Here is a 22,098-nt window from a genome sequence, read left to right on the forward strand (position 1 = left end):
CGCACTGCGGCCGGTCCTCCCGTGCTCCTTGGACTCGCGCGCTAGCCGCTAAGGCGCCACCAGATCGATGCTGCCGTGGATGAGCTCGTGCGCATAGGCTGCCGCAAGGGGCGCGGCGAGGCGATGAACCGCCTGGAACGTCTCGCGAACCGCCGGGCCGCGCCAGTCCTTCGGGAGGTATTCCATCGGCAGGTTCGGGTCCCGGTACGGGAAGCGCCGCCACAGGGTCAGCATGGGAATGTAGTAGCGGAAAGCATCCCGGCGCAGCTGGGCCGTCGAGTTGGCCAGCGCGGCCTCGGGATCATCTCCTACCAGACCGGCCCAAAGATCTCCGGCCCCTTCATAAAGATCCAAGAACTCGGCGAATTGCTCGTCGATGGCCTTCAGATCCCACCATTCGGCCACCTTCGGCCGCATAGGGCCCTCAAACAGGTAGTCGCCGCGGAAGAAGTCCACAAACTGGATGAGACCGCGCGAGGCAAGCCGCTCGCGGGCCTGGTCAAGGACTTGGGCCGGCGCTATCCATACCCCCGATGCCACGGATCCAAAACCGAGCCCGGACAGCTCGGAACGCAGTTGGTGCCGGCGGTTCCGCATTGACTCGGGGACGGAAAACACCGCGAGGACCCAGGATTCCAACTGGGCGGCGCGATCGGGGGCGAAAATCCTCCGATCACCCTCACGGAAGACGTCCAGAACGGTGTCAGACAGTTCGTATTTGGCGACGCCGTCCTGGCGGACACTTTTGAGCACGCCCTTGGCCTTTAGCCGCGAGACTGAGGAACGGACTCCCGGCGCGTCGTAGCCGAGGTCGCCCAGCATGGAAATCAGAACGGAAACAGGGAGGGCATCGCCTGAACTGCGGCCGTAGAGCCCGTAGATGGTGACGATCAGCTGCTGGTGGCGCACCGGGGGAGCAGGCATGTCCATCACGTTTCAGAGCCCCGATCCCATTCCACAGTTCTGTCGATGCTTTCTTGCATCACCGGCGGCGCTTAGTTGCCCTCCACGGTTCCCTTTTCGGGGACGTTGCAGTGCTCTGGCCGCGTTCAATTGTATACATCAAGTGACGGCCGTTCGGAACTTGATATGCCGAAGCAGGTGGGCTTAGGAAATGAGTGTCAAGGGAACCTCTCGTTTGTAGGCGGTGAGCCGCCGGGACTGTGGCTCAGCGCTCCCGTAGGCTCAGCGTTTCCGGTGGCTTCGCGGCATCCGGCCGTCCACGGCAGATGACAGGCGGCGGAGGGGAAGCTTCCCTTCCAATTGCGAAATGGCGGGTCCGCGGCTGTGCTCGATATGGGCAACCGCCAGCGCGGACGCGAGCTCAGCCTGCCCGGCACAGATCGCGTCGCACAATGCACGGTGTTCCCGGCAGAGTTGCCCGGCATCCTGCTGGACGACGTTTCCAAAGAGCCACCTCATGCGGTTAGCGACCGGGCGGATCACGGTGGTCATGAGTTCGTTGCCGGTTAGGCTGAAAATCTCGTCATGGATGGCCACGTTGGTGCTGGCCTTGAGGTCCTCGTCTCCGCTGGCCACCAGCGCTTCGGCCTCGGCGAGGACCAATAGCAAGCGCTCGGGGCTGGCCCCGGCAGCAACCTGGCGGGCAGCGATGCTCGCTGCCGAGACCTCGATGCTGAGCCGGATATCGAAGACTTCATCGACATCTTGAATCGTCATTTGCCTGACGACCGCGCCGTGACGCGGACCCGTCGTGGTGAAGCCGTCTGCCTCAAGCTGCAGGAGCGCTTCCCGGACCGGAACCCGTGACACATTCAATTCGGCCGAGAGGTCCCTCTCCCGAAGCCAGGTTCCGGGCGTCAGCTCGCCGCTGATGATCCGGTCCCGTATTTCGGCGTATGCAGACGCTGTTCTGGTCATCTGACGTGTCGCAGGAAGTTGGCAGTGCGTTCGTGCGAAGGATTATCCAGGACCTGGGCCGCCGGGCCGGATTCGATAACCCGGCCTTCGTCCATGAATATCACCCGGTCAGCGACTTCGCGAGCGAACCCGATTTCGTGGGTGACCACAACCATCGTCATGCCTTCCTCGGCGACGCGCTTCATGACCTGAAGGACGTCGCCCACCAGTTCGGGGTCCAGGGCGCTGGTCGGTTCGTCAAAGAGCATCACTTGGGGTTTCATGGCCAGCGACCGCGCGATGGCAACGCGCTGTTGTTGGCCGCCGGAGAGCTGTGCAGGATAAGACCCGGCCTTGTCTTTCAGACCCACCTTGCGCAGTGCTTCCAGTCCCTGCTCATTGGCCTCGGCTTTGGACAGCCCAAGCACGCGCCGGGGGCCGTAACTGACGTTCTCCGATGCTGTCATGTGGGTGAAAAGGTTGAAATGTTGGAAGACCATGCCGATCCGCCGTCGCATTTTGGCCGATTCCCGTTCGGTGTGTTCGAACAACTGTCCTTTGTGGATCTTGTAGCCGACGAGGTCTCCACCGACTTCTACTGTCCCGGATTCAACCGCCTCGAGACCGTTGATGCAGCGCAGCAGCGTGCTCTTTCCGGAGCCTGACGGGCCGAGGACACAAACTATTTCTCCTGGTGCCACGGTCATGTTCACGCCGCGCAGGATGTGGTTCTTTCCGAGCCATTTGTGGACGTCGTCGATCACCATCAGTGGCGCCTGTGCTGGAGCGAGGGTCATGGCTGGACTGCCTTTCGGGGAAGATCTGAGTGGTTCCGCAACAGGACGTTCCGGCGGATGAGTTCCCGGAACGACCGCCGGGCCGCGGCGCCGTCCGGGCTGAACTTTTGTTCCAGGAAGTACTGACCGATGCTGGCAACGCTGACAAGGACGAGGTACCAGGCCGTGGCCACAATGAGCAGTGGCACAATCTTGAAATTCTGGCCGTAGATGAGTTGGGTCTGCGTCAGAAGGTCGCTTCCGCCGATCGCAGAAACCAAGGAGCTGGCCTTGAGGAGGCCGATGAATTGGTTTCCCGTCGGTGGAATGATGACGCGGATGGTCTGCGGCAATACGATCCGCCGCAAAGCCTGTCCGCGTGTCAGGCCGATGCTGAGGCCGGCATCGGTCTGTCCCTTGCTGACCGACAGAATGCCGCCGCGAATAATTTCTGCCATGTAGCCGGACTCGGCCAATGACAGTGCACAGAGACCCGCCGTGAAGCCCGAGATGAGCTGATTGGTGTCGGTTCCGAGGATCTTGGGGTACAGCACCGCCAGGTTGAACCAGATGAGGATCTGGACCAGGAGCGGCACACCCCGGAAGAACCACACATAGAGTCGGCCAACAACAGCCGCGAGTCTGTTTTGGCTCTGGCACATGAGGGCCACTCCGAAAGCAAGGACCACCGAGATCAACATGCTGAAGACCGAGAGTTCCAGCGTGACGGCGATGCCTTTGAAGATGACCGGGTGGAACATGAACTCGCCGACGCTGGACCAATCCAGGTTCTCATTCGCCGCCTGGGACCAAATGAACAGTGCGGCAATCGCCACAATAAGCGTCCCGGTGGCCATCTGCCCGTAGGGCTTCCGGCGCTTGGCCTGGATCCCGGCCACGTGGCCGTCCGGCGCGCGTGTCGGATCAAGAACGGTCACGGGAGGCTTTCCGGTGTTATCGTGCGCCGGTGCCTGATGGCTGTCAACGATCATGGCGGAGATCACCCGACGGCGGGAAAGTTGTTTTCGTACGCATGTGGTGTCCTTCTTTGCGGAACTGGAATCCGGAGTGCGGTCCGCCGTGGCAGGCCGCACTCCGGAATTGACTAAGACGTTGCGAGATTGACGCCTGGCTTTGGCAGGTCTATGACAGTGACGTCCCACTTCTTGAGAATCGCGTCGTAGCTGCCGTCGGCATGCATTGCCTCGGTCGCCTTCAAGAAGGCATCCCGCAGTTGGGGGTTCTGCTTGTTGAAGATCATGCCTAGGAAGACCTTGGGCTCGAAGTTCACCGGCACTGATTCGAGCTTCCCCTGGGTCTCCCTGTTGATCACGGATACAGCCATGTCCGGCCAGAACATTGCGTCCACGCGGCCCGAAGTCAACGCGAGGTTCTTGTCACTCCCAGTGGGGAAGGTAACCAGTTCGGGAGCGGGCTTTCCAGCAGCAGTGCAGGCCTGGGCCATGATCCCGACCAGGCGCTCGTCGTCGTTGCCTTTGACTCCGCCGATCTTGATGCCGCAGCCGCCGTCGGGCTCGCCCGTAATCTTCTTCGGGTTGCCTTTCGCCACCATGAAGACCGTGCCCGCAACCTGGTAGTCCACGAAGTCCACCTTTTCTTGGCGGCCTTTGCGGTCGGTCATTCCGGCGATTGAGGCATCGAACTTGCCAGTCTGGACGCCAACCAACAACTGGTCAAAAGGGACCTTCTGGTAGCTGATCTTCAGGCCGAGCTTGGCGGCCATGGCATCCATAAGGTCGATGTTGAACCCTTTTACGCCGTTTTCGCCGATCGGTGTGAAGTTGGCTGGTTCGAAATCGGGCTGGGTTCCGACTGTGATGGTGCCCTTCGCCTTGATGTCTGCGGGCACCAAGGCCGCAAGGGCCGCGTTGGCACTGTCTGTTGTTGGCGATGCGGCCTGGCCCGGGCCTCCGCAGGCGGCAGTGCCGGCGAGGGTCGAGCCAAGAATCGCGGCGATCGCGACTTTTCTCCAGAGACTTGGTACCCGGGGAGCAAAGTTCTTCATTGATTTTTCTCCTACTTGTGGTGAACGGGAACAAACATGGGCAAAAGATGAAAGGAAAGACCAGCCCTGGCAGCGGGCTGCGGGCAGTAACGGGACGCGTTGAACGAAAGTGCCGGGACGCTAGGAAATGGCAGCCGGGATCAGGTCGCTGCGGGGTTCCTCGACGAAGACGCCGTCGGCGGCCATCTGGTCCCAGATGCGCTCTACTACCTTGCCGGCCTCGCGGGCCAGCCTCGCTTCGTCCACCACCACGAGTGCGCCGTTGCGGACTTGCCAGTGGCCGTCGGTCATGACGTTCTTGACGGAGAGGCCGTTTGCGTACATCAGGTGATTGAGCGGCTCTCGGGGAACCGTTCCCACGCCAACCAGTAGGCCACTGACATCGATGCTCGTCAGGTCAGCTTTCGCACCGGCGGCTATGCGCCCGAGGTCCTCGCGGCCCAGACCCCGGGCGCCTCCAAGGGTCGCTGATTCCATGGCGGTCCAAATGGAGGGACGGACCATGGGCACGGGGGTTGAATCGCCCAGGAAGTCTGCCCTGATTCGGCCATAGATGACGGCCATTTTGAGGTTTTCGATGTAGTCGTTCGAGTGTGTGTCCAGGCCGATGCCGGCATTTACGCCTGCTCCGAGAACTTCCGGCCAGGGCCACTGCGCGGGCGTGACACCCGCACCGGTGCCCGAGGGACAGTTGGCGAAGGTAAAGCTGGGATTGGCAAGCAGCGGAAGGTCCCGCTCAAAGTCGATTCCCAGGAGGTGCGCTCCAAAGACCCGCACCGAGCCGTCGAAGAGGCCAAGGCTATCCAGCCAGGGGATCTCGTCCTGGCCCCACAACCGGTTCATCGCCACCTTGTCCGGCTGCGGTGCCCGGCCATAACCTGCCTGCAGGTGGATGTGGAGTCCGTGGAGTTCTTGGGCGGCAGCCTTCATGGCAGCAAATGTTTCCGGGGTGTGCACCGCGTTCGTTGCCGGCGCCATCATCGGCAGGATGCGGCTGTCGTCGACGCCGTCGATGGTCCGGGCATAGGCGAGATTCTCCTGGATTTCGGCAAGTGTCTCGGGCACTGAATCGAACAATTTCTTGTCGTCGTCACCGCGTTTCCAGATCGGCAGGATCCGCCTCATTCCGGGCACGGCGCCGGACGGATAGCCGCGGATTCCGAATTGCCGAGCGACGCGAACGTAGGACTGCATGGATCTCAAGCCCTTGGACATTTCAACTTGCGTGGTGCAACCACCTCGGAGAATTTCCGCGAGGTTCAGGGCGGTCATCGTATCGAGGTCTTCGTCGGGAAGATCCTCCAACAGCACCATGGCATTGAGGAATTGCCTGCCCGGGCGCAAGGTGGCACCTTTGCTCATAGGCGTGAGGTTGCCCTCGACGTAACCGCGCGTGGCGGCGCCGCCTGCCACATGGCTGTGCATGGAAATCAAGCCCGGAACCAGAAGCTGGCCCTGGAGGTCGATGCGATCGTCCGTAGTACCGGACCAAGGGCGGACCGCCTCGATCCGGTCGCCACGCACTACTACTTCGTGATCGCGCAGAAGGACCATCTCGCCTTGCTGATGCGCCAGGACCCAACTTGCCGCAAGCACCAAGGGGTGGTTCTGATCGCGCTGTCCGTCGGTGCCGAGGCCTCGTTGTTGCGCACGGACCGAGTCGCGCTGCACCCGTTCCGCGAGGGCTACGGTATGTCCCCTGGTTACGCCCCGGCTGCGGCCGAGGAGCCTCGCGTCTTCCGTGACCGCGCCACCGTGGCCGCAAGCGTCGCAACCCAAACCTTCGGGAGCGGCATGTGATTCCAGCTCAACCATTGAGACTCTTCCTCCTCGTCATGGCGCCCCGTCAAGCGGGGCGTCGAATGCGCTCACGGTATACCAAGCTGAAAATTGGCGTCAATAGGCCCGGAAGGATTTCCTTTAAATTCAGAGGCGATGGAAGGGGTGAACCGGCCCTGGGTGGCGGAAATAGCGCCACTTGGAATACCAAAAAGAAATTTTGGCGTCGGTCCAGGGTTTCGTAAACTTCGGAAAAGTCATTGCCCTGCGCGGTCCTGATGATCTATTCTCGATAAGATATGACGATCGTCAGAATTTGAATATATGCTAGCAGGGCCTCGTAGATAGATCATTGTTCGTTGCCTGCGATGCGTGCGGCGCTGCGTGCTTCGAACACTGGCCGCTCCAAGAGCCAAGGAATGATCTTCTCGTCTGCGGAGCCCTTTCGGGGCCGGGCTGCCTCCATCCATGCGGCCGGGAGGGCATCGAGGGACGCCACTGACTCACGGGCCGCTTTCGCGGCGCGGAGTGAGGATCTGGCCAAGTACAGCACGAACGGATCTGCGTCGCCATTGCGGTAATTGTTGAGCAAGGAAAAGTAGGTCTCCACGTCTGCAACCATGGCCGAAGCGATCGGTATTACGGTGTTTTTGGTCAGCCCCCGCCGACGGGAGATTGCTCCGACCAGCGGCCGGCCAATACGGCCATTGCCGTCGGTGAACGGGTTGATGGATTCGAAATGTGCGTGCGCAATAGCGGCTTGGGCCATGATGGGGACGTCTCGCCGGGCGCAGAACGCCATGAGATCGTCCATGAGTCCGGGGACGAACCCTGCGGGCGGTGGCACATGAATGGCAGCAGGTGAGTAATCGCTTCCGCCGATCCAGTTCTGGACGTCCCGGTACGAACCACGATGGGTTCACGTCCTGGCTCGAACCAGAGATCCGCTATGAGCGGTGGCAGCGACACCTCTACCTCTGTGAACTCCCGATCCTCGCGGGCGGTCGTCCGGATGACTTCCATGGCAGAATCTTGCTTCCGTGCGCGGACCAAGTAGCCATGTAGCCTCCTGAAAACTGTGAATTAGCGGCTCGTTATTCACATTTCATGGCAAAAAAGTGATTAATGGTGATCTTGGTGGTCATTTCTCGGAGGGATGTGCCCTACTCCGCGAACAGCCCCGCCAGGTCTTCCGCCGTCAGGGCACCCCCGGCCAGGGCATCGCCTTCCATGACATCCGCGAAGAGCTGCGACTTCTTGGCCTTGAGCGCCATGACCTTTTCCTCGATGGTGTCCTTTGCTACCAGGCGGTAGACCATCACGTTCCTGGCCTGCCCGATCCTGTGGGTACGGTCTACGGCTTGTGCCTCGGAGGCCGGGTTCCACCATGGATCCAGCAGGAATACGTAGTCGGCCTCCGTCAGGTTCAGTCCGAACCCTCCGGCTTTCAAGGAAATGAGGAACACGGGCGCCGCGCCGTTCTTGAATTCGCTGACGACGTCGGACCGGTTCCGGGTGCTGCCGTCGAGATAGCAGAACTCCGTACCCTCTTCCTCAAGACGCTGGCGGACCTTGCCCAGGAATCCCGTGAACTGGCTGAAAATGAGCGCCCTGTGCCCCTCGGCGACGATGTCCTCAAGCTGCTCGAACAACACATCCAGCTTGGACGAGCGCACCGCGGACAACGACTCATCCACCAGGGAAACGTCCAGGCTCAACTGCCGGAGCAGGGTGAGCGACTGGAAAATGGTGAAGCGGTTCTTGTTGACGTCGTCAATGAGCCCAAGGATCTTCTGCCGTTCACGCTGCAAGTGGGTTTGGTACACCTTTTGGTGCCGTGGGTTGAGGACCACTTCAAGGACTTGCTCCTGCTTGGGCGGCAGGTCCTTGATGACCTGCTCTTTGGTGCGGCGCATCATGAGCGGACGGACCCGACGGCGGAGCTTGGCGAGCTGGGCCTTGTCGCCGTTCTTTTCGACCGGCTTCTGGTAGTACTCCGCGAAGCGGCGCGGGCTGGAGAACAGCCCCGGCGCCACGATGGAGGTCAGCGCCCAGAATTCCATGAGGTTGTTTTCCAGCGGCGTTCCCGTGATGGCCAGCTTGAACGATGCCGGGAGTTTCCGGGCGCACTGGTACGCCTTGGACTGGTGGTTCTTCACGAACTGGGCTTCGTCGAGCATGAGCCCGGCCCACGCCTTGGCGGCATAGGCCTCGTAGTCGATCCGGAACAGCGCGTAGGAAGTGATGACGACGTCGGTCCCGGCCATGGCTTCTTGCGGATCCGTGCCGCTCTTGGCGAAGGTCTCCCCGATGGTCTTCATGCTAAGCCCGGGCGCGAAGCGTTGCACTTCGGCGGCCCAGTTTCCCACCACGCTGGTGGGTGCGACTACCAGAAAAGGAGCGCTGCCACCGGAAGCAGATGCGGCCTCCTCCTTCGCCGCGCACATCAAGGCGATCGCCTGCACGGTCTTGCCGAGGCCCATGTCGTCCGCCAGGACACCACCCAGGCTGTGACGGTACAGGAAACTCAGCCAGTTGAAGCCCTCCAGCTGGTACGGACGGAGCTCAGCGTCAAGCGAGCCCGGCAGCGGCAACCCGGTCACGCCGTCGTCGAGCAATCCGCCCACGGCCTCGCGCCATGCGGCCGCTTGCTCGTCAACAATCCCTAGTTGCGCGAGCTCATCCCAAAGCCCGGCCTGGAAGCGGCTGATCTGCAGGGTGCCGTGCCGGTCCGGGTTATCCTGCAAGGACCTGGCCTCGTCGATGAGAGCACGGAGTTGGTGCAGCTCGGGCAGGTCAAGCGAGAAGTAGGCGCCGCTGGGCAGAAGCATACGGCTCTGGCCCGCGGCGAGGGCAGAAAACACCGCGGCGAAGGACACCGGTTCGCCCTCGAGCGTGATGACGATGCCGAGATCGAACCAGTCGCGGCTGTCCGTCGCCTTGGTCGAAATGGAGACAACGGGAGCCTCAGTGGCTTCGCGGTAGTCGGCGATCTCGCCGGAGGTGTCCACGACGACGTCGGGCAGTTCGCGGAGCCGGGGCAGTACCTCCTCGGTGAAAGCCAGCGTGTCCAGCCCGTCTAGCGCTACCGAGGCCGCCAGCCGGGGGGCTCCCCATCCGCCGCTCGAGGATTCGCCCAGCGCGCCAACCGTGTCCCAAGGCCGGCCCAAGATCTCCAGGATCCGAGCTTCCTCCGCGTCGTCGCGGTAGCCGTGATCGTCCGGGTGTCGCCAGAGGGGCTGGGCAGTCACGAGCTTGCCGGCCTTGTAGTGCCACTCCCAGTGCAGCCGCACCCGGTGGTCAGCGCCGTAGTTCGCCAGCAGGGACAGCGTGGGCACTGCGAGGACAGGCAACTCCACGGAATGGTCCGCCGCCGTGACCCGGGTGGATTGCTTGAGCTTCGGATAGAACGCAGTGAGGAATCGTTCCTCGTCTTTGGCCGGGATCTGGAGCCGGGACGCGCCCATGACGAAGTCCAGCAGTTCTTGCGACTCGCCGCCCTCCAGCGGGGCCAGCGTGATGAGGTTCTCGGGGGCCGAAACGCCGGGCAGATGCCCATCGCCAGGGCCCGTGAAGAACAAGCCATGCGCCGGGCGGCCGATCAAGCCCAAGGTCGCCGTATCAAGGGCGTCCCCGCCCAGGGTCACCGACGGCGCCAGCTGCAGCCCGTCGTCGGGCCGGCTGAGGTCAAGCCCGACGACGGCGGGCTCCCCAGCGATGCGGACGGGTTCAGTCCCGCCGGAGTGGATGAGCGCGACCCCCACTTTCGCGGCCTCAGCCAGCAGGCTCCACAGGTTCTTGCCGGCGAATTCGTTGAGCAACATCCACATGCTCGACGTGAGCTGCCGGTAGTCCGTGGTGGAATGCGCGGCAAGGAAGTTCTGCATCCAGTCGATGTGGGCTTCGTTGAATTCGCGCTTGTAGCCTAGGTAGTTCAAGTTGGTCCAGGAGACGTCGCCGCGGATCCACTTGCCCTTGGCTCCCATCATCACCGGGCGGGCCTTGAGCTGGCGCACGCTTCGGAGCGGATCGCGCCGGCCTGTGTAGGAGAAGTGCGGGGCGGGCTCTTCCACTTCGAACGCCAGCGCCAAGGGGAGGCCTTGGCCTTGCGGGGCGGTTCCCGGAGTGGCGATGAGCTTGCTGAGGGCCTGTTCCCACGCCGGCCGCTGCACCGTTCCACCAGCCTGGGCCGTCTGTCCGAACGCCGGGGCGCTGAGCAACTGAGCCCGCACGGCAGGATGGTCCTCGGCGGCGAAGAGAAGGGCGGCCACGTGTTTGCAGTCTTTGCGGACAGGGCAGCTGCACACCCCTACAGTGCAGCTCCAGCCGCCGGGCTTGCGGACCAGCTTGGCCGACGTCGAATACGCTGATGGGCCACTGCCCCGGACCTTGCCCATCATCAAACCCGTAGCCGAGTCGAAAGTGATGCTGCTGACCCGGCTTCCCATGGCATAGGCGAGACCGGCCGCCAAGGAGCGGTCGTTAATGGCGGGTGTCTGAATCGCCAGTTCCCAGGAGTCGTCTGAGTGGGAAGGCATTCTTTGGGGCTACTTTCGGCAGGAGGCTATCTATGAATCCTAGTCAGCCGCGAGCAGCGCTGAAACTTTGCCGGACGTTCACCTCGGCCTAGCCTGCCCGGCTGCCGCCCCCGCGTACGTTGAAAGGGTCCGGAGAGCACAAGCTTCCTAGCAGTGAGGAAATCCCATGACCAGCATTGAGAACCCCGTCGTTCTGACGAAGGACAGCATCGAGGCCGACAGCGCCGACGTTGTGGACGTGAACGTCACCGTGGTCAACGAGATGTACGAGGAGCTCCTCAACCATGAGGAAATCGCTACCAACGCTCTGCGCAGCTACTTTGTGGACTACTACCTGACGCAGGCACTGGCAGGCGGCTTCGCCCAGTACGTATTCACCGTCCCGGAGCGCGAAGAAGTGGACACGTTTGTCCGCGAAGGCCTCGAAGCCATGGGCGCCACCGGCCACCTTGAGCTGTTCAACCGCACCGCGGCAGCTTTCGACGCCCTGTCCGAGGACGACGCCGAGGCCTACCTGGATGGCGACCTTGACGAGTCGGAAGAGGCACCGGAAGCCGTTGCCGAACTCGAAGCCCTCGACGGCGAATTCGAATCCCTCCTGGAGACCGAGGACATCATCGAACTCAATGCAGCGTGGCTCCGCAGCCAGGATGGCGTCCTCTACTTGGACGAGGAACAGCTCAAGGCTCACATCGCCGAGCGCGTCGCCCTCATTCCAAACCTCGAAGAGCGCCAGGCCGAGGCCGCCGAAGCCGAGCTCGAAAATGCCCCTGAATTCGAGCTCATCATCCGTGAACTGTGCGACGCCGCCGGCTACGAGCTGGAGAAGATCACCATGGGCGATCCCAACTACGAGCACGACGGCGAGACGATCCTCGCTTGGCACTTCGCCACGGACCATGGCAACTACATCATGATCGAAGAGGACGACGAAGCCTTCATGATCCACCCGGAAACGAAGGAAATCATCGCGGCCGTCGAGTTCGAAGACGCCTAAAAACGCTCGCTCACCTCTAAGCCTTCCAAGGCAAACGCTCCTTCAGATCCGCCGGCCCGGCCGGACAGATCTGAAGGAGCGTTTGTTGTTTGGTGCGCAAAGGTGAGCGAGGGTTTCAGTAGGCCATTCCGCTTGCTGTCACCATGGAGCCGGACGGGCTGACCAAGGACCAGACACCGCCCACGCCCTGGCCCTTGATGTCGCCGGCGGCTTTGTCTTGCCCGAAGAAGTAGATGGGCATGCCGTTGATGGTGATCTGCATCTTGCCGTCTGCCGTGGGGATGGTGCCGAGGGTTCCACTCACGTCCTCAGCTGTCGGCTTGCTCGACGTCGTTGTCACGGCTGGCCACGAGGTGGCGCAGCCTCCGGTGCAGGCGCTCTTGCCCGAATCCTTGACGTCCTTGGTGAAGAAGTACACGCTCCTGCCGTTCGCGGCCACCACAATCTGGCCGGCGCTCGACGTCGCGGTCTCCAGGTCATAAGCAGCGGCGGAAGCGCTCGACGACGGTGCCGGACTCGTCGCCGTCGGGCTCGGCGCCGCGGCACTTGAGCTCGCCGGGCTTGAGGAAGTTGTAGAAGTCCCCGGGCTGCCTCCGCAGGCACTAAGGACAATGGCCAGTGCAAGGACGCCCAGACCGGTGCCTAGTTGCTTCTTCATGGCGTGCTCCTTTGCTTGGACCGGCCGTGGACGTGCCGGAAACTAACCCGTACGACGACGTGGGGTGAAGAATGGTTCAAAGGGCTGAACCATTTTCGTGTCGGGCACGTCGTATCGCAGGAGAAGGGGAAGCCGCAGCAGACAGGAGGCGCCGATGCCGCTCGACGAGGAGGTCGTAGCCGCGATCTACCGCGACCACGGCACAGCCCTGCGCCGCTTCGTGCTGAGCTGCACGCCGGACGCACATCTGGCTGAAGACGTGGTGCAGGAAACCATTCTTCGGGTGTGGCAGCACGCCCCCCAGATCACCGGGAGCCTGCGCAGCTATTTGTTCCGCACGGCCCGCAACGTCATTATCGACAATTATCGGAAGGCCCAGCGGCGGCCGGCCGAAGCTGCCGAACGTGACATGGCCGACCCGGAGGAAGCCACCGAACGCGTTGACGAGCTCCTCAACCGGGTCCTCATGGAAGAAGCCCTCTTGCGGCTCAGCACCGAGCACCGGGAGGTCCTGATAGCTCTGCATTACGAACGGTTCACGGTGAACGAGGCCGCGTTGAGGCTCAACATCCCCACCGGAACCGTGAAATCCCGGGCCTTCTACGCCATCAGGGCGCTTCGCACGATTCTGGACGAAATGGGGGTGCAGCGGTGAACGAAACAGGACTTCACCAATTGCTGGGCGCCTACCTGCTTGGCGGCTTGGAGCCTGACGAGGCCCGGGCCTTTGAGGAGCACCTGGAATTCTGCGCTGATTGCAGGCGCGAGCTTGGCGAACTCGAAAGCCTCCCGGCCCTTCTCGACGCCGTCCCCGTGCCCGACGCCGTCGCGCTCGCCGCCGGGCGCCCCGCCGTCGAGCGCCCTTCCGACGCTCGCTCACTTTTGGGATCCTTTTCAGAATCGCTCCCGCAGCCGATCCTCCTGAAAATGGCAGCGCGGCGCCGGAAATCCCGACGCCGGTGGATGGCTCTGGTGAGTGCCGTGGCCGCCGCTTGCCTCGGATTGGGAGTCCTGGCCGGGCCGCTGCTGAACCAGCCGCCCAAGCCTGACGCCAGCTACTCGGTGCAAACGGACAACGGCCTGCAACTCACCGTGGGGCTCGTCAGGAAATCGTGGGGGACCGAGCTGCAGCTGGAAGGCCGTAGCATGCCGCTGCAAGGCACCATGTACCTGTGGGTCAAGGGCCGCGACGGCAACGAGGAATTGGCGTGCGGTTGGACCGCGACGTCCAGCGGACACATCAAGGTGACGGGCGCGACGCCGGTCCAGCTCGCCGGGATCTCGGGCGTGGAACTGCGGGACGACGCTCAGAAGACGGTCGCGGTGATTTCGGTCCCGGGGAGCTAGGGGTCCCCGGAACCAGTCACGGCCGCCCGCCGGCTACGCGGAGGCTGGTTCGTTGGCCGCAGGATCGGGCAGGTTCATTGGCTCCCACGTGGGCCTGTCCAGCCTATTGAAGCTGTAGAGATGGATTCCCGCGACGCTGTCCGGGTGCGCCATGAGTTCGGAGACGAGGCTCTCCGGTGAGTACTTGTCGCCGCTCAGGAGCCGGCGGGCGAGAGTTCCCTTGCTGCTGAGGAACTTCAGGGATGTCCCGACGCCGATCTGGGTTGCCAGGGCCAGCAGTTTGGTCCGGGGAACGGCCCCGGCCACTCCGCCCCACACCGGCAGTTCGACCCCTTCGCGACGCAGGAGTGCTGTGTATTCAAGGACCTTGGGTGCGGAGAAGCACATCTGCGTGACAACGTGCGTGGCCAGATGCTGTTTTGCCAACAGGGCATCCAAGAGGTCCAGCCCGCCCACGGAAGGATGACCTTCGGGGTAGCCGGCGATGCCCGCGGAGATCCTGCCACCGGAGTCTTCGGCGATGTCCTCCAAGAGGTGGAGGCACGATTCGTAGGGGCCAGCACCCCGCGGTCCGTCTCCCCCAATGGCGAAGACCTCGGTGATCCCTGCAGCTTCGCAGTTCCGGAGGATGCCGGAAAGCTGCGCCCGGTCCTCCAGCCCGCGTGCCGACAGGTGCGGGATCACGTTGTAGCCAAGGAGGCTGAGCTTGAGGGAGGCCTCCATGGTTCGCGTGACGCCGTGATGGGGCAAGCAGGTAACGGTGATCGTTGTGGACACAGGCACCGTGGCCTGAACCTTCTCGACGATTCCGTCCGAGGGAATGATTTCAATCCGGGTGGGGAACATGCTGGGGTCCTTACGGATCATGCCGTGGCGTGGTGTGCGAGGAGGGTGCTGGCTTCCTGGCGGGTGGTGCCGGAGTCCTGGATGCCCTCGGCGATGTGGGCCAGGTGGGCGGGGATGTCGCGGCCTTTTTTGCGCATCGCGGTGGCCCAGAGGCGTCCGGCGCGGTAGGAGGAGCGGACCAGGGGTCCGGACATGACGCTGAGGAAGCCGATCTCCTCGGCTTCGGCGGCGAGCTCGACGAATTCCTGGGGTTTGACCCAGCGGTCCACGGGCAGGTGCCGTTCGGAGGGGCGCAGGTACTGGGTGATGGTGATCAGGTCACAGCCCGCGGCGTGCAGGTCGGCCAGGGCTTCGGAGATTTCGGCCCGGGTTTCGCCCATGCCCAGGATCAGGTTGGATTTGGTGACCATGCCGGCGTCCCGGCCCTGGGTGATGACGTCCAGGGAGCGGTCGTAGCGGAACGCGGGGCGGATGCGCTTGAAGATCCGGGGCACGGTCTCGACGTTGTGCGCGAAGACCTCGGGGGCGGAGTCGCAGATGGCTTGGATGTGTTCGGGTTTGCCGGAGAAGTCCGGGATGAGCAGTTCCACGCCGGTGCCGGGGTTCAGTTCGTGGATCTTGCGCACGGTTTCGGCGTAGAGCCAGACGCCTTCGTCTTCGAGGTCGTCCCGGGCGACGCCGGTGACGGTGGCGTAGCGGAGCTGCATGGCCTGGACGGAGCGGGCGACCTTGGTGGGTTCGAACCGGTCCACGGGGGAGGGTTTGCCGGTGTCGATCTGGCAGAAGTCGCAGCGGCGGGTGCATTCGGAGCCGCCGATCAGGAAGGTCGCTTCCTTGTCTTCCCAGCACTCGAAGATGTTCGGGCAGCCGGCTTCCTCGCAGACGGTGTGCAGGCCTTCTTTTTTCACGAGGTTCTTCAGGCCCACGAATTCCGGGCCCATCTGGACCTTGGCCTTGATCCACTCGGGCTTGCGTTCGACCGGGACGGCTTTGTTGCGCTGTTCAACGCGCAGCAGCTTACGGCCTTCAGGTGCCAGGGTCATGAGGAACTCCATAATTCAGGTGGCGCGGACGCACCACGATGATTCGGTTCCTCCCCGCTCTGTATTGGACCTGAGAGTTTCCGCGCCACCCGCCTTCGCGGCCGGACGCTTGCACCGTCGGTGAGTCCGGTTGCCCGGGCTGCTTTCCAGAGTTGCCTTGCCGCGGCGGTACATGGGCCTGAGAGATTCCTGGGGAGGATTTGCTCCTACGGCGCCTGCTGAAACGTACCGGCAGGGCTCTCCCGCCGCAGATCATAAGCACGTGCCGCCTTTCGGTGACACGTCTCACATGGTATCCGGTGCCCGGACGGCACGCAAAGAGTGGCTGTCGCAACTGTCGTGGGTTCCTCCACGGCCCTCTGCCCGGGCGCCAGCTTAGCGGGCACCTTGGGAGGACCATACAGAAGCTCCGAGTTCCCGTGAAATTGTCCATGCCGCGTCGCGGAGTTCGCGGACGGTGGCCTCGCTTGCCGGCCACTCGCTCGCGGAGAGCACTACCGACAAAACGGCGACGACGGTCCCGCTTTCATCGTAGACGGGGGCCGCGATGGAAGCCTCGCCAATCACCGCTTCCTCGTATTCCAACCCGAGCGCGTTCTTGCGCACTTCCTCAAGCTGGGATCGGAGGACGGCGGGGTTGGTAATCGTTTCGCCGGTAAATTCGGCCAGCGGCTTGCTGAGCACGTCATTTTCGAGCTCAGGGTTGTAGGCGAGTAGTACTTTTCCGAGAGCAGAGGCGTGGGCGGGCAGGTTGAGTCCCGTTTCCGGCATTTGCTCTGTGCCGTCGGGGCGGCGGTCGTGATGAATGATCAAAACCTCGCCGAGAAGGATTACGCCCAGTCGCGTCGCGTAACCGGTCCGTCGAGACAACTCGTGCATCCACCGCATCGCGCGAGCCCGGACGTCAAGGGTGTCGAGGTAGACGCTCGAAAGTTTCAGCAGCGCGGGCCCGAGCATGTAGCGGTTTCCGGAGCTTTCCTGGGCGACCAGCCCGTGTGCCTGTAGCGATTTCACGAGTCCGTGGACTGTGGAAGGCGGAAGCTCCAATGCGGCGGCCAGTTCGGAGATTCCAAGGCGCCTGGCGCCTTGGAGGAGCCCGAGGATTTTGGCCGCTCGGTCAATCGACTGGATCACAGCTCCACCACTCTCGCATCATCGGTTGCCTTGTCGGGCCAACAAGTTAATTTAGCCCCTTGACAGTCGGGAACCCTAAACGGCATTATTCGATATTAACGAATTCGAGTCGACAATGTCGAATCTACTCGTCGTCTAGCATCACCCCCGCCGTTCAAAGGAGAACTTCGTTATGGATGAAAACCGCATGTGGCAGCGGCTTGCTGCCGAGTTCCTGGGGACCGCGTTCCTCGTCTTCGTAGGCGTAGGATCCGTGCCCGCCCTCGCCATGGCCCGCGGCAATGCGCCGTTCACCGGCTCCGAGCTGGGCGTCATCTCGCTGTCGTTTGGCGCAGTTGTCATTGGCACCGTCTACGTCTTCGGTTACATATCCGGAAATCACATCAACCCAGCTGTGACAGTGGCGCTTGCAGCAACAGGAAAGTTCCCGTGGCGCGATGTGCCGGGATACCTCGCAGCCCAGGTACTCGGCGCCGTTGCAGGCTCATTCGCCATTATCGGAGTACTCGGCCAGCGCGCCAGCGAACTGGGTCTTGGAGTGGCCGCCTACGGCGAGATCCCCGTCTGGCAGGCCTTCACCGCTGAGTTCATCGGTACTTTCCTGCTCGTCTTCACGGTGTTCGGCGTGATCCACCGCAAGGCAGCACCGGGCTTTGCCGGGATTGTCATCGGATTCATCGTGTTCGCCGCAATCATCCCCGTCGCGCCCGCCACGGGGGCATCGATCAACCCCGCCAGGACCACCGGCCCGATGCTCGTACAGTTCCTGCTGGGCGGAACCGTTCACTGGGAGCAATGGCCTGTTTATGTTGGCGCAGAACTTGCAGCGGGCATCGTCGCGGGAGCATTGTTTGGGCTCATCTCGCGCACGCAAGCTGACCGCACCTCGCTGACCGCTGCTCTGACGGAACAGGAAACCCGGGCATGAAGAAGCTGATCAACTCCCCGCAGACCCTGCTGGCGGATGCACTGCGCGGTGTCGCAGCCGCGCACGGCCAACTGTCAGTGGACTTCGAGAACCGCATCGTTCTCAGCACCGCACCACGGGAGGGACGCGTCGCACTAGTCTCCGGAGGTGGCTCGGGCCATGAACCGCTGCACAGCGGGTTCGTCGGCGCAGGGATGCTGGATGCCGCGTGCACCGGTGAGATCTTTACGTCACCGACTCCAGACCAGATTCTGGCCGCCGCCACTAGGGTGAACACGGGGGCGGGCGTGCTTTTCGTGGTCAAAAACTACACTGGCGACCTGCTCAACTTTGAAATGGCCGCCGAACTCGCCCGGGAGCAGGGAATCGAGGTCGCCTCGGTTGTCGTCGCCGACGACGTCGCAGTTGAGGACTCCACCTGGACGGCGGGCCGGCGCGGTGTTGGCACCACGCTGATACTGGAAAAGGTTGCCGGCGCCGCCGCGGCCCGCGGCTGGTCGCTTGAGAAGGTGCAGGTGCTCGCCAAAGGGATCGCCGACGCAGGACGTTCCATGGGAGCGGCGCTTACCAGCTGCACTGTTCCCGCCGTCGGTAGGCCCAGCTTCGATCTCCCCGAAGACGAAATGGAACTCGGCGTCGGCATCCACGGCGAGCCAGGACGAAAGCGCGTACCGCTGATGTCGGCCGCGGAACTGTCCCACGCGTTGGTCGAGTCGATCACCACCGACTATGACTTCAGCGGCAAACCGGTCATCGCTCTGCTGACCGGCCTGGAGGAACCCCGCTGATCGAACTCTACGCAATGTTCGCCGAGGTCTCCGACCGCCTCAACGAGCGCAACATCACGATAGCCCGTTCATTGGTCGGCAATTACGTCACCAGCCTCGACATGCGGGGCTGCTCCCTGACTCTGGTCGGTGCAGACAACGAAATTCTCGACCTCTGGGACGCGCCGGTGAACACCCCCGCCCTCCGCTGGAACGATTGACATGCCAGAAACACTCACGATTGATGCGCTACAGCAGTGGCTGCACCGCTTCGCGTCCGAAATCACGACACAGGCAGACTGGTTGACCGAGCTGGACTCGGCGATTGGAGATGCCGACCACGGGACCAACATGGTCCGCGGCACAGCCGCAGTGGTCGCCAAGCTCGATGGCGGGACGACAGGCACGGTACAGGAACTGCTCAAGGCCGTCGGCATAACCCTGGTGTCCACGGTCGGCGGAGCCAGCGGGTCCCTGTACGGCACCTTCTTCCTTGAAATGGGCCGAAACACCCCCTCAGACGTGCAATTGAACGGATCTGAATTGGAGAACGCGCTGCATGCCGGCGTGAACGGTGTCATTGCACGAGGACACGCGACAGTTGGCGACAAGACGATGATTGACGCCCTCGAACCGGCCGTCACGGCACTGTCCCAGTCCCTGGCTGACGGCCGGCAACTGCAGGGCTCAATCGCGGACGCCGCCACGGCGGCGACGATCGGCCGGGACTCCACCAAACCGCTCGTCGCACGCAAAGGACGGGCGTCCTACCTCGGTGAGCGCAGCGCCGGACACATCGATCCGGGAGCCGCGTCAGCGGCCATCCTGGTTGCAGCGCTGGCCGCCACCATCGGGGAAGGACGCGCATGATCGGCATCGTGCTCGTCTCACACAGTGAAGCCCTCGCAAACGCTGCGATGGAACTCGCCCTGCAAATGGTTCACGGCGCGCAACCTCCCATCCGGATCGCCGCGGGCGCTGCCGGAGGGTTCGGCACCGACGCAACAGCAATCGCGTCCGCGATCGATGACCTCGCGACGACGGAGGGCGTGCTTGTGATCACCGACCTGGGATCAGCGATCCTCAGTTCATCCCTGGCCTTGGAGATCCGCAGCAGCACCTACCAGGCCTTGATCAGCGACGGCCCCTTCGTCGAAGCAACTACGGCGGCCGTGGTCGGCGCAACGGCAGGCAGTTCGCTGGCCGACGTTGCCGCTGAAGCGAGCAACGCCCTCAACGCAAAAAGGACGCAGACTGTCACCGGACCGGGCGCTTCAGTCCCGGAGAACACCGATTCGGAAAACCCCGCCGCCAGCGCGGAGGAACGTCTGATCAATCCGATGGGCCTGCACACCCGCCCGGCAGCACTACTCGTGCAGACGGCCGGGGAGTTCAGCGCCGACATCGAACTGACAAACACCACCGCCGGGCGAGGACCGGTCAGCGCATCCAGTGTGATCGGTCTGCTGTCCCTCGCAGCGAGCAAGAACGATCAGCTCCGCATTGATGCCAACGGCCCCGACGCCAGTCGGGCCGTGAACGCGGTAAAGCGGCTCGTCATCCAAGGGTTCGGCGAGCTTTCCTAGCCTTTCCTATCCCTTCCCTCTCCTTCCACTGACCTGAAACAAGAACCGGAGTACTTCCATGCCTACAGCCGTGCGCCGACACATCATCAACAACCCCCACCGTGTGATCGACGAAGCCCTCGACGGTTTCGCCCTCACCCATCCGGAGCTGGTGACGTTCAACAACGAACACAACCTGATCTCCCGCAAAACCCTGACACCCGGCAAAGCCGGACTTGTCTCAGGCGGAGGCTCCGGCCACGAGCCACTGCATGCCGGATTCGTCGGGAGCGGCATGCTCGACGTCGCCGTCTGCGGCGCAGTCTTTGCCAGCCCCACCGCAGACCAAGTGCATGCGGGCACCAAACTCGCCAACACCGGCGCAGGCGTAGTGCAGATCGTCAAGAACTACACCGGTGACGTACTCAATTTCCAGATCGCCGCATCCCTGGCCGATGACGACGGCGTCCCTGTAGAGCAGGTCCTGGTTGACGACGACCTCGCCTCCGACAACGGCAATGACGGCCCCGGACGCCGCGGCACCGCCGCAGTGGTCACCGTAGAGAAGGTATGCGGCGCCCTTGCCGAGCGGGGCGCCGGTGTTTCCACGATCGCCACACGCGGCCGCGACGTCGTAGCGCGTTCCCGCAGCCTGGCGATCGCCCTGGATGCGGGTGCGCACCCCGGGGAGTCCGCTGCAGCGTTTGAGCTGGAACCACACGAGGTGGAATACGGAGTGGGCATCCACGGCGAACGCGGTACCGGCCGCATCGCCTTTGCACCCGCTGACGATCTGGTCGAACAGCTCGTGACCCCGTTGGTTTCCAGCCTGCAGGTCAAGCGCGGCCAGTCGGTGATTGCAATCGTGAACGGCCTCGGCGGGGCCTACCCGCTCGAGCTATCCATCGCAGCCCGCAACGTACACAACCTTCTGAACGGTCGTGGCATCAGCATCGCGCGTTCCTTGGTCGGCACGTACGTGTCTTCCCTGAACATGCACGGCCTCTCCGTCACCCTGACCGTCGCCGATGACGAGCTGATCAGCCTGTGGGACGACGCGGTCCGCACACCGGCCCTCACTTGGTAACAACACAACAAACCGAAGGAAACACAATGACCAACCTCATCGACGGCAGCACTGCACTGGCGTGGTTCACCGCGTTCAACGAACGATTTGCCTCGACTCAGGCCTACCTGACAGAACTGGACCGCCTCGCCGGTGATGGCGACTTCGGCGTGAACATCGCCTCCGCCCTGGAACGCACCCAAGCGCGTTTGCCGCCCGCCACGGAAGCGACCTGCACCACCGTGTTCGAAGCCGCAAGCCGTGGTTTCATGGCCACCGGAGGCACCAGCGGACCGCTGTTCGGGATGTGGTTCCGCGACATCGCCAAAGGCACCAAGAATGATGCAGCAGCCGTCACTGACATCGCCCAAGGCATCGCCGCGGGCCTGTCGACGATCCAGAAACTCGGCGGCGCTCGGGTCGGTGACAACACAATGATCGACGCACTGGAACCGGCATCCGTTGCCCTCACCGCGGGCGCCGAGCGCGGCAGTACGCTGGGCAATGCGCTCCTGGAAGCAGCCCTGGCTGCCCGGGCCGGTGCCGAGTCCACTGCCGACCTCGTCGCCGCCCGCGGCAGGGCCACCTACGTGGGCGAACTCGCGCGGGGGGTGCTCGATCCCGGGGCGGTCACCATCGCACTGTTCTTTGAGGCCGGCGCGGACACTGTCGGCGCGGACACTGTCGGCGCCGGCCGGGCGTAGCGACCGTTGGGCGTGGCGACCGTTGGGCGCCACAGCCTAGTCGGCTGACGGCAGGAATGCTGCG

Annotated in this window: 20 protein-coding genes, 1 pseudogene and 2 riboswitches; of the genes and pseudogenes, 9 read left to right on the forward strand and 12 right to left on the reverse strand. The window is 63.2% G+C overall.

What is annotated here, in order from left to right:
• Nucleotides 1-48: 48 nt before the first annotated feature.
• From OOZ51_RS11935 to OOZ51_RS11970, 8 genes are all read right to left on the reverse strand, one after another.
• A complete protein-coding gene (locus OOZ51_RS11935; protein ID WP_265979813.1) occupies nucleotides 49-924 on the reverse strand; it encodes a PaaX family transcriptional regulator in 876 nt (291 codons plus the stop codon).
• A 261-nt stretch (nucleotides 925-1,185) separates the two neighbouring features.
• Nucleotides 1,186-1,881, reverse strand: coding sequence for a GntR family transcriptional regulator (locus OOZ51_RS11940; RefSeq protein WP_265979814.1), 696 nt, complete (start codon nucleotides 1,879-1,881; stop codon nucleotides 1,186-1,188).
• The gene (locus OOZ51_RS11945; RefSeq protein WP_265979815.1) at nucleotides 1,878-2,657 is read right to left on the reverse strand and encodes an amino acid ABC transporter ATP-binding protein; all 780 of its coding nucleotides are present in this window, start codon (nucleotides 2,655-2,657) and stop codon (nucleotides 1,878-1,880) included. Before OOZ51_RS11945 ends, OOZ51_RS11940 begins: the two co-directional genes overlap by 4 nt.
• Nucleotides 2,654-3,628: an amino acid ABC transporter permease gene (locus OOZ51_RS11950; RefSeq protein WP_265979816.1), complete on the reverse strand. Its 975-nt coding sequence runs from the start codon at nucleotides 3,626-3,628 to the stop codon at nucleotides 2,654-2,656. Before OOZ51_RS11950 ends, OOZ51_RS11945 begins: the two co-directional genes overlap by 4 nt.
• A 113-nt stretch (nucleotides 3,629-3,741) precedes the next feature.
• Nucleotides 3,742-4,662 carry an ABC transporter substrate-binding protein gene (locus OOZ51_RS11955; protein ID WP_265979817.1) on the reverse strand — a complete coding sequence of 307 codons (921 nt, stop codon included), beginning with the start codon at nucleotides 4,660-4,662 and terminating at the stop codon, nucleotides 3,742-3,744.
• A gap of 120 nt (nucleotides 4,663-4,782) precedes the next feature.
• A complete protein-coding gene (locus OOZ51_RS11960) occupies nucleotides 4,783-6,477 on the reverse strand; it encodes an amidohydrolase family protein (RefSeq protein WP_265979818.1) in 1,695 nt (564 codons plus the stop codon).
• A gap of 313 nt (nucleotides 6,478-6,790) precedes the next feature.
• Nucleotides 6,791-7,324: a Fic family protein gene (locus tag OOZ51_RS11965; protein WP_323054744.1), complete on the reverse strand. Its 534-nt coding sequence runs from the start codon at nucleotides 7,322-7,324 to the stop codon at nucleotides 6,791-6,793.
• Nucleotides 7,325-7,604: 280 nt separating this feature from the next.
• Nucleotides 7,605-10,979 (reverse strand): DEAD/DEAH box helicase, encoded by a 3,375-nt coding sequence (locus OOZ51_RS11970; RefSeq protein ID WP_265979819.1) that lies wholly within the window; start codon nucleotides 10,977-10,979, stop codon nucleotides 7,605-7,607.
• Between the two features lie 166 nt (nucleotides 10,980-11,145).
• On the opposite strand from OOZ51_RS11970, the gene OOZ51_RS11975 reads away from it, so the two are divergent.
• Nucleotides 11,146-11,976, forward strand: a complete 831-nt coding sequence (locus tag OOZ51_RS11975; protein WP_265979820.1) for a DMP19 family protein — start codon at nucleotides 11,146-11,148, stop codon at nucleotides 11,974-11,976.
• A gap of 115 nt (nucleotides 11,977-12,091) precedes the next feature.
• Here the strand turns inward: OOZ51_RS11975 and OOZ51_RS11980 are convergent, their stop codons facing one another.
• The gene (locus OOZ51_RS11980) at nucleotides 12,092-12,634 is read right to left on the reverse strand and encodes a COG4315 family predicted lipoprotein (RefSeq protein ID WP_265979821.1); all 543 of its coding nucleotides are present in this window, start codon (nucleotides 12,632-12,634) and stop codon (nucleotides 12,092-12,094) included.
• Between the two features lie 154 nt (nucleotides 12,635-12,788).
• Here OOZ51_RS11980 and OOZ51_RS11985 point away from each other — a divergent pair, with 154 nt between their 5' ends.
• A complete protein-coding gene (locus OOZ51_RS11985; RefSeq protein ID WP_265979822.1) occupies nucleotides 12,789-13,289 on the forward strand; it encodes a sigma-70 family RNA polymerase sigma factor in 501 nt (166 codons plus the stop codon).
• A complete protein-coding gene (locus OOZ51_RS11990; protein WP_265979823.1) occupies nucleotides 13,286-13,981 on the forward strand; it encodes an anti-sigma factor in 696 nt (231 codons plus the stop codon). Before OOZ51_RS11985 ends, OOZ51_RS11990 begins: the two co-directional genes overlap by 4 nt.
• Nucleotides 13,982-14,014: 33 nt before the next feature.
• On the opposite strand, the gene OOZ51_RS11995 is transcribed toward OOZ51_RS11990, so the two are convergent.
• From OOZ51_RS11995 to OOZ51_RS12005, 3 genes are all read right to left on the reverse strand, one after another.
• Entirely contained in the window at nucleotides 14,015-14,827 is an 813-nt protein-coding gene (locus OOZ51_RS11995) for a methylenetetrahydrofolate reductase (protein WP_265979824.1), read from the reverse strand.
• Nucleotides 14,828-14,844: 17 nt separating this feature from the next.
• Entirely contained in the window at nucleotides 14,845-15,870 is a 1,026-nt protein-coding gene (gene lipA / locus OOZ51_RS12000) for a lipoyl synthase (protein ID WP_265979825.1), read from the reverse strand.
• Nucleotides 15,871-15,919: 49 nt separating this feature from the next.
• Nucleotides 15,920-16,025, reverse strand: a riboswitch (glycine riboswitch).
• A gap of 1 nt (nucleotide 16,026) precedes the next feature.
• A riboswitch (glycine riboswitch) is annotated at nucleotides 16,027-16,125 on the reverse strand.
• 120 nt (nucleotides 16,126-16,245) lie between these two features.
• Entirely contained in the window at nucleotides 16,246-17,004 is a 759-nt protein-coding gene (locus OOZ51_RS12005) for an IclR family transcriptional regulator (protein ID WP_265979826.1), read from the reverse strand.
• Nucleotides 17,005-17,176: 172 nt separating this feature from the next.
• Between OOZ51_RS12005 and OOZ51_RS12010 the strand changes: the two genes are divergently transcribed.
• The 6 genes and pseudogenes from OOZ51_RS12010 (at nucleotide 17,177) to dhaL (OOZ51_RS12035) (ending at nucleotide 22,034) form a co-directional block, all read left to right on the forward strand.
• Nucleotides 17,177-17,932 (forward strand): MIP/aquaporin family protein, encoded by a 756-nt coding sequence (locus OOZ51_RS12010; protein WP_265979827.1) that lies wholly within the window; start codon nucleotides 17,177-17,179, stop codon nucleotides 17,930-17,932.
• Nucleotides 17,929-18,920: pseudogene (dhaK, locus tag OOZ51_RS12015) on the forward strand (dihydroxyacetone kinase subunit DhaK). The gene OOZ51_RS12010 and the pseudogene dhaK overlap by 4 nt, the downstream one beginning before the upstream one ends.
• Before the next feature lies 1 nt (nucleotide 18,921).
• A complete protein-coding gene (gene dhaL / locus OOZ51_RS12020) occupies nucleotides 18,922-19,569 on the forward strand; it encodes a dihydroxyacetone kinase subunit DhaL (protein WP_265979828.1) in 648 nt (215 codons plus the stop codon).
• Nucleotides 19,566-20,285: an HPr family phosphocarrier protein gene (locus OOZ51_RS12025; protein WP_265979829.1), complete on the forward strand. Its 720-nt coding sequence runs from the start codon at nucleotides 19,566-19,568 to the stop codon at nucleotides 20,283-20,285. Before dhaL (OOZ51_RS12020) ends, OOZ51_RS12025 begins: the two co-directional genes overlap by 4 nt.
• A gap of 58 nt (nucleotides 20,286-20,343) precedes the next feature.
• Nucleotides 20,344-21,351 carry a dihydroxyacetone kinase subunit DhaK gene (locus tag OOZ51_RS12030; protein ID WP_265979830.1) on the forward strand — a complete coding sequence of 336 codons (1,008 nt, stop codon included), beginning with the start codon at nucleotides 20,344-20,346 and terminating at the stop codon, nucleotides 21,349-21,351.
• A gap of 26 nt (nucleotides 21,352-21,377) precedes the next feature.
• Nucleotides 21,378-22,034: a dihydroxyacetone kinase subunit DhaL gene (gene dhaL / locus OOZ51_RS12035; RefSeq protein ID WP_265979831.1), complete on the forward strand. Its 657-nt coding sequence runs from the start codon at nucleotides 21,378-21,380 to the stop codon at nucleotides 22,032-22,034.
• The last annotated feature ends 64 nt before the right edge of the window (nucleotides 22,035-22,098 follow it).

The sequence above is a fragment of the Arthrobacter rhizophilus genome (genome assembly GCF_026241105.1).
In the GTDB taxonomy this organism is placed as follows: Bacteria; Actinomycetota; Actinomycetes; order Actinomycetales; family Micrococcaceae; genus Arthrobacter.